This window comes from Cellulosimicrobium marinum, assembly GCF_020551945.1.
Taxonomy (GTDB): domain Bacteria; phylum Actinomycetota; class Actinomycetes; order Actinomycetales; family Cellulomonadaceae; genus Cellulosimicrobium; species Cellulosimicrobium marinum.
In genome coordinates, this window is the sequence record NZ_JAJBZH010000002.1 from 203485 (window position 1) to 219444 (window position 15960).

Here is a 15960-nt window from a genome sequence, read left to right on the forward strand (position 1 = left end):
GACCCTGGTACTACCTCGCGGACCCTGGTACTACTTCGCGAGGGTCGCGCGGACCGCCTTCGCCGCGGCGACGAGGTGCTCCAGCGACGGCACGGTCTCCTCGTAGCGGCGCGTCTTGAGACCGCAGTCGGGGTTGACCCACACGACCTCCGGGTCGATCGACTTCACGGCGAGCTCCAGCAGCTCGGTGACCTCCTCCGTGGCGGGGACGCGCGGGCTGTGGATGTCGTAGACGCCCGGGCCGATGCCGCGCGAGTACCCGGCGTCGCGCAGCTCGGGCACGATCTCCATGCGCGAGCGTGCCGCCTCGACGGACGTCACGTCGGCGTCCAGGCCGTCGATCGCGCCGATCACCTCGCCGAACTCCGAGTAGCACAGGTGCGTGTGGATCTGCGTCGCCGCCTCCACGCCCGACGTCGCGAGCCGGAACGACCCCACGGACCAGTCGAGGTACGCGGGCTGGTCGGCCTTGCGGAGCGGCAGGAGCTCGCGCAGCGCCGGCTCGTCGACCTGCACGACGCCGATGCCCGCCGCCTCGAGGTCGGCGATCTCGTCGCGCAGCGCGAGCCCGACCTGGTTCGCGGTGTCGCCGAGCGGCTGGTCGTCGCGGACGAACGACCACGCGAGGATCGTCACCGGGCCGGTGAGCATGCCCTTGACCGGCTTCTCGGTGAGCGACGCCGTGTACGACGACCACTCGACGGTGATGGGCGCGGGGCGCGTGACGTCGCCCCACAGGATCGGCGGGCGCACGCAGCGCGACCCGTACGACTGCACCCAGCCGTTCGCGGTGACGGCGAACCCGTCGAGGTGCTCCGCGAAGTACTGGACCATGTCGTTGCGCTCGGGCTCGCCGTGCACGAGGACGTCGAGGCCGAGCTCCTCCTGGAGCGCGACGACGCGCCGGATCTCCGCGCGCATCTCGGCCGTGTAGTCGGCGTCGGACAGCTCGCCCTTCGTCCACAGGGCGCGGGCGCGGCGGATCTCCGGCGTCTGCGGGAACGACCCGATCGTCGTCGTGGGCAGCGGCGGCAGGTTCAGGCGCTCGGCCTGCGCGGCGGCACGCTCGGCGTAGTCGCCGCGCGCGAAGTCGGCGGGGGTCAGGGCGGCGGCGCGCTCGCGCACCGACGGCACGACGACGCCCTCGGCGGTCGCGCGCGACGCCACCGCCGCGCGGGACGCCTCGATCTCGGCCGCGACGGAGTCGCGCCCCTGCGTGAGCGCGTGGGCGAGGACGGCGACCTCGCCGACCTTCTGGTCGGCGAACGCGAGCCAGTCGCGCAGGCGCGGGTCGAGGGTCGTGCCGGTCGCCGTGCCGGGCTCGGCGAAGGTCTCGTCCTCGACGTCGTGCGGCACGTGCAGGAGCGACGTCGACGTCCCGACGGCGAGCGCCCCCGCCCCGAGCCCGCGCACCGCGTCCACGACGTCGAGCGTCGCGGCGAGGTCCGCGCGCCAGACGTTGTGCCCGTCGATGACGCCGGCGACCAGCGTCTTCGACGCGAGGCCCGGGATCTCGCCCTTGGCAGCCGGGACCGCGCCCTTGACGAGGTCGACGGCGATCGCGTCGACGTCGGTGCCCGCGAGCAGCGCGAGGCCGTCGCGCGCGGCGCCGTCGGCCAGCGGCTCGCCCTGGAGCCCGCCGAACGGCGCGGCGACGAGGATCGCCGGGCGTGCCTGCGCGGCGTCGGACGCCCCGACGGACAGCTCGGTCGCGAGCGCGCGGTACGCCGACTGCACCGCCGCGGCGAGCTCGGGGTAGGACGCGTCCACGGAGTCCGTGACGAGGACCGGCTCGTCGAGCTGCACCCACGGCGCCCCCGCGGCGGCGAGCGCGCGCAGCAGGTCGGCGTACGCGGCGACGACGTCGTCGAGGCGGTCGAGCGGTGAGTACCCCGCGGGTGCGGCGTCGGCGGCCTTGGACAGCGCGAGGAACGTCACGGGCCCGACGACGACCGGCCGGGTCACGACCCCGGCCTCCTTCGCCTCGACGAACTGGCGCACGACGGCGTCGTCGGCGAAGCGGATCGGGGTGTCGGGGCCGATCTCCGGCACGAGGTAGTGGTAGTTCGTGTCGAACCACTTGGTCATCTCGAGCGGGGCGTCCTCGCCCGCACCGCGCGCCACGGTGAAGTACCCGGCGAGGTCGAGGCGGCCCTCGACGTCGACGAGCGACGCGAACCGCGACGGCACCGCGCCGAGGAGGGCCGCGGCGTCGAGCACCTGGTCGTAGTAGGAGAACGAGCCGGGGACCGACGCGTCGTCGGTCCCGAGGCCGAGCTCGACGAGGCGGCGGAGGGTCGCGAGGCGCAGCTCGCGGGCCGTGGCCTCCAGCTCGTCGGCGGACGTCCTGCCCGCCCAGAAGGCCTCCACGGCCTTCTTGAGCTCGCGGCGGCGCCCGATGCGCGGGTAGCCGAGGACGGTCCCGGACGGGAACGCGACCGGGTTCAGGGTAGGGGAGGGTACGGAAGCGGTCATGATCGATACCTCTTGCTGGTCCTCGCGGACCGGTCAGACCGTGCCGCGCGCGGCGACGCCGGTCGTGGGCAGGGAGGTGCCGGTGACCCACGGCCCGCTGGCCAGGTCCGGGCCGTGCGAGGCGCCGTCGACGGCGTGCGTGCCGTCGTCGTCCGTCCCGCGCGTCCCGCCGCCGAGGTGGACACCCTCGAGCAGGTCAAGTGCGGCGTGGTGCTTGTTGAAGGTGTACACGTGCAGTCCGGGCGCGCCCGCGTCGAGGACGCGCTGCGCGAGGTCGACCGTGTACGCGATGCCGTAGGCGTGCTGCGCCTGCGGGTCGGGCAGGGCGTCGAGCGCGTCCAGCAGGTGCTGGGGCGCGCGCACGCCCATGAGCTCCTCGACGCGGCGGAGCCGACGCGGCTCCGTCGTGGGCAGCAGCCCGGCGAGGATGGGGATCGTCACGCCGGCCGCGCGGGCCTCGGCGACGAAGTCGGTGTACGACGACGCGTCGTAGAACAGCTGCGTGATGGCGAAGCTGGCGCCCGCCTGCTGCTTCTCCAGGAGGCGGTGGACCTCCTGCGTGCGGGTGGTGCCCGCGTCGCGGTTCCCGTCGGGGAACGTCGCGACGGCGATCGTCAGCGGCCGGGCGGCCCCGCGCAGGGCGAGGGACGGGTTCGCGGCGCAGCGTGCCGCCTCGACCTCGCGCAGCAGGGCGACGAGCTCGATGCTCGACCCGACCCCGTCGGGCGCGGGCCGCCAGTCCGGCTGGTCCTTCGGCGGGTCGCCCCGCAGGGCGAGGAAGCTGCGCACGCCCGCGTCGAGGAAGTCGGAGATGACCTCCTGCACGTCCTCGCGGGACGCGCCGACGCACGTCAGGTGGGCGATGGCGTGCACGGGGGTGCCGTGCAGGAGCCTGCCCATGACATCGAGCGACGTCCCGCGGTCGTTGCCCGCCGCGCCGTACGTCACCGAGAGGAAGTCGGGCTGGGTCGCGACGAGCCGCCGCGCGGTCTCCCAGAACTTCGGCGCGGCGTCGGGCCTCCGCGGCGGCATGAGCTCGAACGACACCGTGGGGCGGGCCGCCCGGGCGTGGGCGCGCCCGACGGCGTCCGCGACGCTCACGGCGCGACCTCGCTCGTGCGGGTCGCACCCGGGCGGTGCGTGCAGGTTGCCTCGTGGACCATAGAGTCACTCCATCGACCCTGGCGTTAGCACCTTTGTCCTCGGGAGGCTTCCGTCGGCGGGTTGCTGCGGTGTCGTCGAGCCAGGACTCTCGACCGCTCTGGATGGTTGACACGATCCTAGGCGCCATCCGCGATGCGGTCGAGGGTGACCGTCAGGTGAGACGTCGTGTCATGGGCCGAGCAGCGCCGCCGGCACGACGGCGATCCCGTCGCGTCGGCGATAGGCGTGCGGTCCCGGTGTGACGACGACCGCGTCGAGGAGGTCGTCGCCGATCCGGTCACGGAGCCACGCCAGGTGCCGGACGTCGTGGTCCGTGACCGTGGTCGCCAGCTTGACCTCGATCGCGAGGACCCGTCCGTCCGGCCGCTCGACGACGATGTCGACCTCGTGCGCGCCGTCGGCGGTCCGGAGATGGCGGACGCGTGCATCGGAGCGTGTGGCGTAGACCCGGACGTCGAGCGTGACGAGGTGCTCGAACAGCGACCCGAGCAGGGTCCCGTCCCTGAGGTTCGGGACAGGTCCCTGCTCGCCCCCGAGGAGGGCAGCCGGGTCGGCGCCGAGCAGGTGCGCTGCCAGTGCGGGGTCCGCGAGCTGGTGCTTGGGTGAGCGCGCGAGCCGGGCGAGATGGTTCCTGCCCGGGAGCCACGCCTCGACGGGGTCGAGCATCCAGAGCTGTTCGAGCACGTCCCGGTACGCGGTCACGGTGCTCCGGGCCGGCTTCTCGGCGAGGCCTGGCGTGGCCGCGTCGAGGATGCGCTGGTAGCTCGACGTGGTGGACGTCGCGGCTGCGTACGCGGTGAGCCAGGCGCGCAGGACGCCCGGCCGGCGCACGACCAGCCCTTGCTCGGGGAACGCTCTCGAGACGATCAGGTCGACGTACCCCTCGAGCCGGTGCCGACGGGCGCGCGGGGTGAGGCCGTGGATGTCGGGGAATCCGGACCGCACGATCTCGTCGACGTAGTCGCGCGTGGTGCGGTCCGACGACCCGGCGATCTCGGCCCGCGGGCCGCGCAGCAGATCGGAGAGGCTCACGGTCGGTTCGGCGAATCCCCGCTCCAGGAGGCTCATCGGTCGCATCCTGAACGTGACGAACCGACCCGCACCCGAATGGACGGGCGCGTCGGTGGGGACCGAGCTGCCGGTGAGCAGGTAGGACCCCACCCCGTCGTCGACCGCGCGACGCACGACGTCCCAGGACTCGGGTACGCGCTGCCACTCGTCGAGCAGCAGCGGGTGCTCCGCGGTGCGGAGCCGGGCGGGGTCGCTCTCGAACACCTCGCGCTCACGGGGGTCGTCGAGGCGGATCGCCGTCCGGGCACGCTCCTGTGCCGTGGCAGTCTTGCCGACGCCCTTCGGACCGTGGAGCTCGATCGCAGGAAGGACGTCGACGAGCTCGTCGAGCACGTCGTCGATGACCCGTCTGCGGTACCCGGCGACCATGTGCGCTGCTCCTTCACGACGTCGCGTGTGATCGGAGGACGGGTCGACGCATCCGACCGCCCGCGTCTACGCTACAGATCTCAGGTTGTCTACGCTACACATTTCAGAACGTCTACGCTACGGATATCAGGAGCTCTACGCTCCAGATCTCCCCGGTGCCGGGCGACGGATGTCAGAGCACCTGCGTGGCGGACCGTGTGCCGCCGGCCCTACCGTCGCCGGACCTCCGGCACGTGCAGCCGGCGCAGGAACCGGTCGGTGCGCGGCGGGGGGCCGCGCCGGTCCAGCAGGGACACGACGACGACGGTCGCCGTCGCGAGCGGAACCGTCCATGCGGCGGGCTGGGCGAGGAGCGCGGCGGCGAGGCCCCCGTCGTCGTCCGGCGTCACCCCGGACCCGGTGGCGAGGAGGGAGGAGGCGAGCAGCGCCGTCGCGCACAGGACGGCCCCGACGACCATGCCCGCCACGGCGCCGCGGGCGGTCAGGCCGCGCCACCACACGGCGAGCAGGATCACCGGGGACAGCGCGGACGCGGCGAACACGAAGACGGTGCCGACGCTCGTCACGAGACCCTGCGGGATCGTCAGGAGCGCGACGGCGAGCGGCACGACCGTGCACGCGACGGCCGACCACCGGAACGAGCGCACCGTCCCGCCGAACAGGTCCTGGCTCACCACCCCGGCGAGCGCCACCACGAGGCCCGAGGACGTGCCGAGGAACGCGGCGAACGCGCCGGCCACGACGAGCGCCGCGAGCAGCTCCCCGCCGAGGCCGGGCACGAGGCGGGTCGGCAGCAGGAGGACGACGGTGTCGGCGCGGCCGGGCTCCGCGAGGTCGGGGGCGAGGACGCGGGCGAGCAGGCCGAGCGTGCTCGACACGACGTAGAACACGCTGATCATGACGATGACGACGACGGTGGTGCGGCGCGCGGACCCGCCGTCGGGCGAGGTGTAGAACCGCACGAGGACGTGCGGCAGGCCGATGGTGCCGAGGAGCAGCGCGACGAGGAGCGACGTCGTGGCGTACGCGTCGGTCCCCGCGGGGCCGCTGGCGGGCGGGAAGACGGCGGCGGGGTCGTGCGCGGCGTCGGCGAGCGGGCCGCCGTCGCCGCCGAGGACGACGAGCAGCACGACGACGGGCACCGTGAGCGCGGTGAGCTTCACCCAGTACTGGAACGCCTGGACGAACGTGATGGACCGCATCCCGCCGGCCGCGACCACGGTCGCGACGACGGCGGCGACGCCGACGGAGCCGACCCACGGCGGCACGGGCGCGACGGCCGCGATGACGAGCGCGGCGCCGTGGAGCTGCGGCACGACGTAGAGCCAGCCGATGACCAGCACGAGGACGCTGGTGACGCGGCGTGCCGTGAGCGAGTCGAGACGCGCCTGGACGAGGTCCGGGATGGTGTACGCGCCGCTGCGGCGCAGGGGGCCGGCGACGAACAGCAGCACGAGGAGGTAGCCCGCGGCGTACCCCACGGGGAACCAGAACGCCTCGGCGCCCGCGAGCAGCGCCAGCCCCGACAGGCCGAGGAACGTGCCCGCCGACAGGTACTCGCCGCTGATCGCCGACGCGTTCCACACCGGGCGCACGGTGCGCGACGCGACGAAGAAGTCGCTGGTCGTGCGGGAGATGCGCAGCCCGTACACGCCGATGAGGACGGTCGCGAGCAGCAGCAGGCCGACGCCGGCGAGAGGCAGGGCGGTGCTCACGCGTCCTCCTCGGCGGGGTCGGGCTCGGTGAGCGCGCGGAAGCGTCGTTCGTTGCGGCTCGCGGCCACGGCGAACACGACCGCGAACGCCACGATGACGGGGTAGTAGGCGTAGGCGTGCAGCAGCCACGGCAGGGGGACGCCGACGAGCACCACGTCGTCGAGCGCGTCCGTCGTCGTGAGGAGCAGGGTGAGCAGCAGCACCACGACGAGGAATGCGCCGGTGCACACGAGCGCGAGGCGCAGCTGGGTGCGGGCGAGGCTCCCCGCGTAGGCGGCGGCGTCGTCACCGCCCGCGGGTGCGGGAGGTCCGGTGGTGCCCGACGCCGCGGCGTCGGCTCGCGGGGTCCGGTCGCCGGGGCGGGCGGGTGGCGCGGGGTCGGTCGAGCGGACACGGACGCGCGGCGGCGGTGCGGTGGACCCGGGTGATGCACCTGCGTCCGAGGGGTGCACGTCGGAGCGCATCTCTCGGCCCGACGTGCGTCGTTCGGGGTCGGTGGGGTCGGTGGGGTCGGTGGGTTCGGTCACGAGGGCCGCCGGTGGGGGCGCAGGATCGCGTCGCGCACGACCGGCAGCATGCGACGGCTCACCGGGATCTCCTGCCCCGCGACGACGAGCACCGGCCGGGACCCGGAGAACCGTGCCGCCGTGACGGCGTCGCGCTGGACGAGGTAGGACCGGTGCACGCGGAGGAACCCGGCCGCGGACCACCGTTCCTCGAGGTCCGTGAGGGGCTCGCGGACCAGGGAGGAGTCGGTGTCGGTGACGAGCCGCGAGTAGTCGCCCTGCGCCTGCACCCAGCGGACCGCGCTGCGCCGCACCACGCGGGTCGTCTGGCCCACGGTGACGACGAGCGTCTCGTCGTCGGGCGGCGCCTCGCGGCGGGGCGGCGCCGGGTCGGTGTGCGGCGGTCCGGTCGTGGCCGCCCGCTCGACGCCGCGTCCGACACCCCGCTCGGCACCCCGCTCGACGACCCGCTCGACGGCGCGGGCGAGGCGGGCGCTGCGCACGGGCTTGAGGACGTAGTCGACGACCTCCAGGTCGAACGCCTCCAGGGCGCGGGCCTCGTCGGCGGTCACGAGGACGACGGCGGGGCGCGGGGAGAACCGGGACAGCGCCCGGGCGAGGTCCAGGCCGCTGAGGCCGGGCATGTGGATGTCGAGGAACGCGGCGTCGAGCGGGTCGGCGGCGAGCACCCGCAGCGCCTCGGACCCGGACGACGCCGTCCGCACCGACCGCACGTGCGGGTCGGCGCGCAGGAGGCGGACGAGGTCGTCGAGGACGGGCTGCTCGTCGTCGGCGACGAGCACGTCGAGGACGGCCCGCGCGTCGTCGGGCGCAGGGCCGGGGTCCGGTGCCGTCACGGTCGGGCCTCCGTCTCGTGCAGCGGCTGCGACAGGGGGACGCGGAGCCGGACCAGGGTGCCCGAGCCGGGCGCCGTCTCCACCTCCAGGGCGTGGTCGTCGCCGTAGAGCTGGCGCACGCGCGTGTCGACGTTGCGCAGCCCGACGTGGCCCGCGCGCTCCCCGCGCAGCACGGCGTGCAGGGTCGCGGGGTCGGTGCCGACGCCGTCGTCCTCGACCGTGATCTCCGCCTGCGTGCCCTCGGCGCGCGCCGTGATGACGATGGTGCCGCCCTCCTCGCGGGGTTCGAGGCCGTGCCGCACCGCGTTCTCGACGAGCGGCTGCACGGACAGGAACGGGATGGTCGTGGCGAGCGCCTCGGGCGCGATGCGCAGGGTCACGGTGAGGCGCTCCCCGAAGCGGGCGCGCTCCAGCTCGACGTACGAGCGGATCGAGTGGAGCTCGTCCGCGAGCGTGGTGAAGTCGCCGCGGTCGCGGAACGAGTAGCGCGTGAAGTCGGCGAAGTCGAGCACGAGGTCGCGGGCGCGGTCGGGGTCCGTGCTGATGAACGCGGCGATCGCGCCGAGCGCGTTGTAGACGAAGTGCGGGCTGATCTGGGCGCGCAGCGCCCGCAGCTCCGCCTCGACGAGCGCCGCGCGCGACGCCTCCAGCTCGGCGAGCTCGAGCTGCGCCGCGCACCACTGCGCGACCTCCTCGGTGGCGCGCACGAGCGGCGGGTGGACACGCTCGGCGAACGCGACGACGACCCCGGGCACGCGCTCACCGGTGACGATGGGTGCCCCGACGGCCTGGAGGCCGGCGTCCCGGGCCGTGCGCCGCGTGCCCTCGGCGAGCACCTGCTGCGCGACACGACGGGCGTCCGGCGCGAGGTGGGCCGGGCCGTCGAGGGCGAGGGCGCCGTCGGGCGTGACGACGGCGAGGGCGTCGCACCCGAGGAGGGTGCGCAGCGAGCGTGCGGCGCGGCGGACGTCGTCGCCGTCGAGACCGTCGCGCAGGTGCGTCGCGGCCCGGGACGCGAGGTGCAGGGTCCGGAACGTGGCCTGCTCGGAGTCGCTGCCGAGCTCGCGCGTGCCGCGGGCGTACCGCAGGGCGAGCACGAGCCCCGCGGTGAGCAGGACGCCCACGACGAGGCCGGCGGCGGCACCGGCGAGCACGGGCCCGGACATGGGCCGATCGTATCGAGGGCCGACCGCCCTCACGGTGTCACGGCCCGCGGAAGAGGCGGCGACGGGCCCGCGGGTCGCCGGGGGAGCCGGGCGGCAGGTCGTGAGCGGCCGTCCAGGTCGGGACGGCGTGGGGGTGCACGGCGCCCTCGCGGACGGCGCGGTCGTGCACGGCCCGGGCGACGTGCGCCAACGACTCACGGCACTCGAGCAGCCCGTGGACGAGGGAGAGCGTGAGCGTCGTGCCCGCCGTCCCGGACGTTCCCGGGGACCCGGCGGCGACGTGGGACACCGCCTGCCCGTGGACGAGCCACGCGGCGGCGCGCGGGGCGACGGCGCGGACCACGACGTCGAACTGGTCGGCGAGGAAGAACGAGCGGACGGGACCGCCGATCTCCCACAGCTCCGCTCCCTCGTGCCGGGCGGCGGCCGTGGTGCGGGTCTTCCAGCGGTGCTCGTCGAACGCGGCCGCGACCCACGCGCTCACGGTCCGGGGGTCGGCGGCGACGGTGAGCACGCACGCGGGGAACGCCCCGCGCGGCGGGTCGAGCGAGATCGGGAGCGGGGCGCGGTCGCGAGGCACGGGGCTCACCGACGACCGTGCGGTCGTCCGACGGCGCCGAGGAGGCTGCGGCTCAGGACGTCGTGCCCGTCCCGCACGCTGCGCGGGAGCCACGAGGCGTACAGGACGCCGAGGACGAGCGGGACGAGGGCGACGAGCAGCGCGACCGGTTCCTCGGCCGTGACCCCGAGGGTCGCGAGGGCAGCCGCGGCGACGAACCAGATCACCACGAGGCCGAGGTCGAGCCCGCTCGGCCCGACCGTCCCGCGCACGCGCACGCCGTCGGGCTCCTCCCCGAGGCGTGCCCGGAGCACGCTGTGCCCGGTCGCGTACGTCCCGTGCACCCACCGGCGCGCGACCAGCAGGTCGTCGCGGACGCGCACCCGGACCCCGTCGGGGAGCGTCCCCGGCGGGGCGTCGGCGAGTGCGCGGACCTGCGACGCCGTGGCGCCGGGAAGCACGAGGTCCAGGTCGGTGCGGAGCACGCGGCGAGTGTACGGCGTCAGCAGCAGCGCGAACCGGGGTTGGCGTCCTGCTCGGCGTGACGGGCGCGCCAGAACTCACGCTCGGTCATGACGGTCCCGCCGGGGTGGGTGGCCTGCCGGTGGGCGACGTACGTGGCGTACGCGTCGTCGCCCATGACCTGGCGCACGTACCAGCGGACGGCGCGGGCGGCGTCGAGCACGCGGGTCCCGACGGCGGCCAGCACCGCCCGGACGGTGCGGTGCCCCGCCCCGACGGCGGGGGGGGCCGTGGGGGCGGGGCCGTGCGTGCCCTGCGGCACCGTCACCGGTGCCCCGTCGTCACGGGACGCTTCTCGGCGGGCAGATCGGCCCACTCCTTCTCGATCCGCTGCTCCGCCGCGGAGGCGACGAGCCCCGCGGGGGCGAAGCGGCGCGACGCGACGGGCGCGTCCTCGTGGTTCTCGCCGCCGCCGGCGCGCAGCGCCTTGACGGTGGTGACGATCGAGGCGGCCATGACGACGATCGCGAGGACGACGAACACGATCGACAGGGTGCCCTGGACGAACGTGTTGCGGACGACCGCCTCCATGGCCTCCACGGAGCCCGCCGTGCCGAACGACGTCTCGCCCGCGGCGAGCGCGTCCTTGAACGCGTCGTGCTGGGCCCAGTACCCGACCGAGGGGACGTCCGAGAAGATCTTCTCGAACGACGCCGTGATGGTGACGACGGCCGTGAAGGCGAGCGGCACGGCGATGATCCACAGCCAGCGGAAGTAGCTGCGGCCGCGCTTGGTGACGATCGCGAGCACGACGGCGAGCGCGATCGCCGCGAGGAGCTGGTTGGCGATGCCGAACAGCGGGAAGAACGTGTTGATGCCGCCGAGCGGGTCGGTCACGCCGAGGTAGAGGATGGACCCCCACCCGGCGACCATGATCGCGGTGCACAACCAGACGCCCGGCCGCCAGGTGACGTCGCGGAACTTCGGCGCGACGTTGCCGAGGGTGTCCTGGAGCATGAACCGGGCGACGCGCGTGCCGGCGTCGACGGCGGTGAGGATGAACAGGGCCTCGAACATGATCGCGAAGTGGTACCAGAAGCCCATCATGGCGGTGCCGCCGACGACCTGCTGCATGATGTGCGCGAGGCCGAGGGCGAGCGTGGGCGCACCACCGGTGCGCGACACGATCGACGGCTCGCCGACCGCCGCGGCGGTGGAGGTGAGCATGTCGGGCGTGAGGTTGACGCCCATGAGGCCGAGGCCGTTGACGAACGCGACGGCGCCCTCGACGGTGCCGCCGGTCGCGGCCGCGGAGGAGTTCATCGCGAAGTAGATGCCGCGGTCGATGGAGATGGCGGCGACGAGCGCCATGATCGCGACGAACGACTCCATGAGCATGCCGCCGTAGCCGATGAAGCGCGTCTGGCGCTCCTTCTCGACGAGCTTCGGCGTGGTGCCGGACGCGATGAGGGCGTGGAACCCGGACAGCGCGCCGCACGCGATGGTGACGAACAGGAACGGGAACAGCGACCCGGACACGACCGGCCCGGTCTCGCCGGACGCGAACTCGCTGATCGCGGGGACGGTGATCTCGGGGCGCACGACCACGACGGCGAGCGCGAGGACGGCGATGACGCCGACCTTCATGAACGTCGACAGGTAGTCGCGCGGTGCGAGGAGGAGCCACACGGGCAGGACGGCGGCGACGAAGCCGTAGACGATGACGCCGATCGCGATGGTGGTGCGATCGAGGTGGAACATCTCGGCGCCCCACGCGGTGTCGGCGACCCAGCCGCCGCCGACGATCGCGGCCATGAGGAGCACGAACCCGATGACGGACACCTCGGTGATCTTCCCGGGGCGCAGGTAGCGCAGGTAGACGCCCATGAACAGCGCGATGGGGATGGTCATCGACACGGAGAACACGCCCCACGGGCTCTCGCCGAGCGCGTTGACGACGACCAGCGCGAGGATCGCGACGATGATGATCATGATGAGCAGCGACGCGACGATCGCGGCGGTCCCGCCGACCCGGCCGAGCTCCTGGCGGGCCATCTGCCCGATGGTCCGCCCGCCGCGGCGCATGGAGAAGAACAGGACGAGGTAGTCCTGCACGGCGCCCGCGAGCACGACGCCGACGATGATCCAGATGGTCCCCGGGAGGTAGCCCATCTGCGCGGCGAGCACGGGGCCGACGAGCGGCCCGGCGCCGGCGATGGCGGCGAAGTGGTGCCCGTAGAGGACGCGACGGTCCGTGGGGACGAAGTCCTTGCCGTCCTCCTTGACCTCGGCGGGGGTGGCGCGGCGGTCGTCGGGCCGGGTGATGTACCGCTCGATGACCTTCGAGTAGAAGCGGTACGCGATGAAGTAGGTGCACACCGCGGCGAACACGAACCAGATCGCGTTGACGGTCTCGCCGCGCACGACGGCGAGCATCACCCACGCGACACCGCCCAGCAGGGCGATCCCGGCCCACAGCGCGATCTTCGCGGGGGTCCAGCGGGGGGTGGTCTCGTCCTCGGGGACGGCGGTCGGGGGGAGCGAGGGGTCGGGGACGACCGGCTCGTCCGCGGGACGTTCCGCGGTGCGGATGGGGGTTGACACAGGAGCCTCCAAGGGCGGTCGCGTCGTTGCGTTCGGCCGGACCAGGCTAGAGACGCAGGTCACACCGTGACCGGGTGCGCAGGACGGGCGGTCGGCCCGTGCGACGAACGGTGGTGGTGACGCGACGAACGGTCGGTGCGCGAGCGCGCTCTTCGGGCATCGGGGAGGCCGGTCAGGATAGGTTCGGGAGACCTGGACGACGGAGGCCCGACCTGTGCTCACGCCCCACCCCGTCGCGCGCCGCGCGGCACGCCGTACCGCCTCCGAGCGCCCGCTCGTCGCGGCAGCGGCCGCGTTGCTCGCGCTCGTCCTGCTGATCGTGGTCGTCGCGCCCGCGGCGCGGACGGCGTCGGCCCAGACGTCCACGGGGACCCTGTCGCTCTTCAAGCGGATCGAGAACCTCGACTCGGGCTCCTCGGAGGGGCGGCGCGAGCTGTGGACGATGCACGCGCGCAACGTCGACACCGGCGAGGTGATCGAGGGGGACGGGCTCAACGGCGTGCAGTCCCGGACGGTCCCCGCGGGGACGTACCGCATCTGGGAGACGGGCGGCGTCGCGGGCTACCGGTTCCAGGACTGGACCTGCGGCGACCAGCACCTCACCGACCCGACGCCCGAGGTCGTGGTGCCGCCGGGCGGGTCGCTCACGTGCACGGTGGACAACGAGGCGATCGAGCCGCGGCTGACGCTCGTCAAGGAGGTCGTGGGCGGCACGGCGCAGCCGGAGGACTGGACGCTGCGCGCCCAGGGTCCGTCGTCGATCGGCGGGCCGTCCGGGTCCGACGACGTGACGGACCGGACCGTGCGGATCGGGCAGTACACGCTCTCGGAGGAGGGCGGCCCACCGGGGTACCAGGAGCAGGGCTGGTCCTGCGACGGCGCGGACCTCGTGGGCGACGTGGTGACGATCGACCTCGCGCAGTCGGTGACGTGCACCGCGACGAACGTGGGTCCCGTCCCGCGCGAGGTCCCGACGCTCACCCTCGTCAAGAAGGTCGCCGGGGGGCCGGCGGCCGCGGGCGACTGGACGCTCACCGCCTCGGGACCGACGCCGGTCTCGGGGACGACCGGGTCACAGCCGGTCACGGGGGTGGAGGTCGACGCGGGGGAGTACACGCTCGCGGAGGACGGCCCGCCCGGGTACGACGCCGCGTGGTCCTGCACCGGGGCGTCGGCCGGTGACGGGGCGGGCGGCTCGGTGGTCGTGGCCGAGGGCGAGGACGTCGTCTGCACGGCGACGAACACGTGGGCCGGGGGCACGCTCACGCTCACGAAGATCGTCGAGGGCGGGCTGTTCGTGGTGCCGTCCCACTGGACGCTCACCGCGACCGGGGCCGAGGCGACGGTGAGCGGACGCTCCGGGTCGGCGGACGTGACGGACGCGTTCGTGCCCGCGGGCGGCTACGTGCTCTCCGAGGACGGCTGGAGCGGGTTCGAGGCGGGACCGTGGTCGTGCACGGGCGGTGCGGTGACGGGCGACGTCGTGGTCGTCGGCACGGGTGCCGACGTCGAGTGCACCGTGACGAACACCGCGCTGCCGTCCCTGCTCACCCTCGTCAAGGTGGTCGACGGCGGCCCCGCCGCCCCCGAGGACTGGACGCTGTCCGCGACGGGTCCGCAGGCGGACGGGACGACCGGCACGATCTCCGGGCCGTCGGGTGGTGTGGAGGTGAGCCACGTCGACGTCGGGGAAGGCGTCCACGTGCTCGCCGAGTCGGACGGCCCGGCGGGCTACGAGCCTCAGGGCTGGGAGTGCGTCGGGGGCCTGCTGCAGGCGGGGTCGAGCGTGCTGGTCGGCGAGGACGAGAACGTCGTGTGCACGGTGACGAACACGTACGTGGAGGCGACGCTGACGCTGCGCAAGGACGTGGCGGGCGGGTCGGCCGACCCGGCGGCATGGGACCTCACGGCGACGGACGCGGGCGGGACGGCGGTGCTGGACGGGACCACCGGCGGCGACGGGGTCACCGCCGTCCCGGTGCCCACGGGCACGTACGACCTGGCGGAGTCGGGCGGGTACGGCGGGTACGCCTCCGAGGGGTGGTCGTGCGACGGCGGCACGCTCGACGGCGCGACGCTCACGCTCGGCCCCGGTGACGACGTGACGTGCACGGTGACCAACCGGGCCGAGCTCCCGCACCTCACGCTCGTCAAGGAGCTCGACGCCCGCGGGTACACGGGCGACGCGGAGCCCACGGACTGGAGCCTCACCGCCGCGGGCGCGGGGCAGACGCTCTCCGGGATCACGGGGAGCCCCGCCGTCTCGCACGTCACCGTCACGCCCGGCCGGTACGTCCTGGGGGAGACGGGCGGCGAGCCGGGCTGGACGGCCTCGCGGTGGGTCTGCGACGGCGGGCGTGTCGTGGAGAACCCCGTCACGTCGGTGTCGACCGTCGTCGTCCTCCCTGGCACCGACGTGACCTGCACGGTGACGAACCACTGGCTCGCGGGGACGTTGACGCTGCACAAGGAGGTCGTGGACGACCTCGCGCCGGTCGACGACTGGGAGCTCACCGCCGCGGGACGGACACCGATCTCCGGCCACGACGGCAGCCCGGGGGTCACCCTCGTCCCGGTGGCCGCGGGTCGGTACGACCTCCTGGAGTCCGGGGGCTCGGGGGAGTGGGAGCAGGAAGGCTGGTCGTGCGACGGCGGCGAGCTCGTCGACGCGGGCACCGTCCAGGTGGACGACGGCGCGGACGTCGTCTGCACGGTCGTCAACACCGTCGACCTCCCGCCGACACCGACGCCGACACCGACACCGACACCGACGGACCCCACCACCGACCCGACCGACCCGACCACGACCCCGACGGACCCGGCGACCGGGGAGTCCCCGGGCGCGGACGGCGGGTCCCCGGACGGTCCACCGCTCGCGTCCACCGGTGCGAGCGTCGCGGCGCTGGTCGCGGCAGCCCTCGCGGCGCTCGTCGTCGGGGGAGTGCTCCTGGCCGTGCGCCGACGTCGCGGCTGACGCTCTCGCCGCGCGCCCCCTGACGCCGGGGGCTACTG

The 15960-nt window shown here is 74.3% G+C and carries 12 protein-coding genes and 1 riboswitch; of the genes, 1 reads left to right on the forward strand and 11 read right to left on the reverse strand.

All coding sequences use genetic code 11. The annotated features are described in order from the left end of the window. Positions 1-30: 30 nt before the first annotated feature. The 11 genes from metE to LGQ04_RS04830 all read right to left on the reverse strand — a co-directional run bounded on the left by metE (position 31) and on the right by LGQ04_RS04830 (position 12948). Positions 31-2475: a 5-methyltetrahydropteroyltriglutamate--homocysteine S-methyltransferase gene (gene metE / locus LGQ04_RS04780; protein ID WP_229242561.1), complete on the reverse strand. Its 2445-nt coding sequence runs from the start codon at positions 2473-2475 to the stop codon at positions 31-33. A gap of 33 nt (positions 2476-2508) precedes the next feature. Beyond that, positions 2509-3576, reverse strand: a complete 1068-nt coding sequence (locus tag LGQ04_RS04785) for a methylenetetrahydrofolate reductase (RefSeq protein WP_308016346.1) — start codon at positions 3574-3576, stop codon at positions 2509-2511. A gap of 68 nt (positions 3577-3644) precedes the next feature. Further along, positions 3645-3747: riboswitch (SAM riboswitch) on the reverse strand. A 60-nt stretch (positions 3748-3807) separates the two neighbouring features. Beyond that, on the reverse strand, positions 3808-5079 hold the full coding sequence (locus LGQ04_RS04790; protein ID WP_229242562.1) for an ATP-binding protein: 1272 nt from the start codon (positions 5077-5079) through the stop codon (positions 3808-3810). A gap of 209 nt (positions 5080-5288) precedes the next feature. Next, complete coding sequence (locus LGQ04_RS04795) at positions 5289-6794, reverse strand: sodium/solute symporter (RefSeq protein WP_229242563.1); 1506 nt, start codon at positions 6792-6794, stop codon at positions 5289-5291. Further along, positions 6791-7321 carry a heavy metal transporter gene (locus tag LGQ04_RS04800; protein WP_229242564.1) on the reverse strand — a complete coding sequence of 177 codons (531 nt, stop codon included), beginning with the start codon at positions 7319-7321 and terminating at the stop codon, positions 6791-6793. Before LGQ04_RS04800 ends, LGQ04_RS04795 begins: the two co-directional genes overlap by 4 nt. After that, positions 7318-8157, reverse strand: a complete 840-nt coding sequence (locus LGQ04_RS04805) for a LytR/AlgR family response regulator transcription factor (protein WP_229242565.1) — start codon at positions 8155-8157, stop codon at positions 7318-7320. The genes LGQ04_RS04800 and LGQ04_RS04805 overlap by 4 nt, the downstream gene beginning before the upstream one ends. After that, positions 8154-9323, reverse strand: coding sequence for a sensor histidine kinase (locus LGQ04_RS04810; protein ID WP_229242566.1), 1170 nt, complete (start codon positions 9321-9323; stop codon positions 8154-8156). Before LGQ04_RS04810 ends, LGQ04_RS04805 begins: the two co-directional genes overlap by 4 nt. 37 nt (positions 9324-9360) lie before the next feature. Continuing rightward, positions 9361-9912, reverse strand: coding sequence for a hypothetical protein (locus LGQ04_RS04815; RefSeq protein ID WP_229242567.1), 552 nt, complete (start codon positions 9910-9912; stop codon positions 9361-9363). Beyond that, positions 9909-10367: a hypothetical protein gene (locus tag LGQ04_RS04820; protein WP_229242568.1), complete on the reverse strand. Its 459-nt coding sequence runs from the start codon at positions 10365-10367 to the stop codon at positions 9909-9911. Before LGQ04_RS04820 ends, LGQ04_RS04815 begins: the two co-directional genes overlap by 4 nt. Positions 10368-10384: 17 nt before the next feature. Next, positions 10385-10672, reverse strand: coding sequence for a YbdD/YjiX family protein (locus LGQ04_RS04825; protein ID WP_308016347.1), 288 nt, complete (start codon positions 10670-10672; stop codon positions 10385-10387). Further along, positions 10669-12948: a carbon starvation CstA family protein gene (locus LGQ04_RS04830; RefSeq protein WP_229242569.1), complete on the reverse strand. Its 2280-nt coding sequence runs from the start codon at positions 12946-12948 to the stop codon at positions 10669-10671. Before LGQ04_RS04830 ends, LGQ04_RS04825 begins: the two co-directional genes overlap by 4 nt. 214 nt (positions 12949-13162) lie before the next feature. Here LGQ04_RS04830 and LGQ04_RS04835 point away from each other — a divergent pair, with 214 nt between their 5' ends. Continuing rightward, complete coding sequence (locus LGQ04_RS04835; protein WP_229242570.1) at positions 13163-15922, forward strand: LAVTG motif-containing sortase-dependent surface protein; 2760 nt, start codon at positions 13163-13165, stop codon at positions 15920-15922. Positions 15923-15960 lie beyond the last annotated feature (38 nt).

Excerpts from the sequence above, each read along its gene's own strand:
- metE (WP_229242561.1), bottom strand. The coding sequence starts at position 2,475 with ATGACCGCTTCCGTACCCTCCCCTACCCTGAACCCGGTCGCGTTCCCG.
- LGQ04_RS04790 (WP_229242562.1), bottom strand. The coding sequence starts at position 5,079 with ATGGTCGCCGGGTACCGCAGACGGGTCATCGACGACGTGCTCGACGAG.
- LGQ04_RS04810 (WP_229242566.1), bottom strand. The coding sequence starts at position 9,323 with ATGTCCGGGCCCGTGCTCGCCGGTGCCGCCGCCGGCCTCGTCGTGGGC.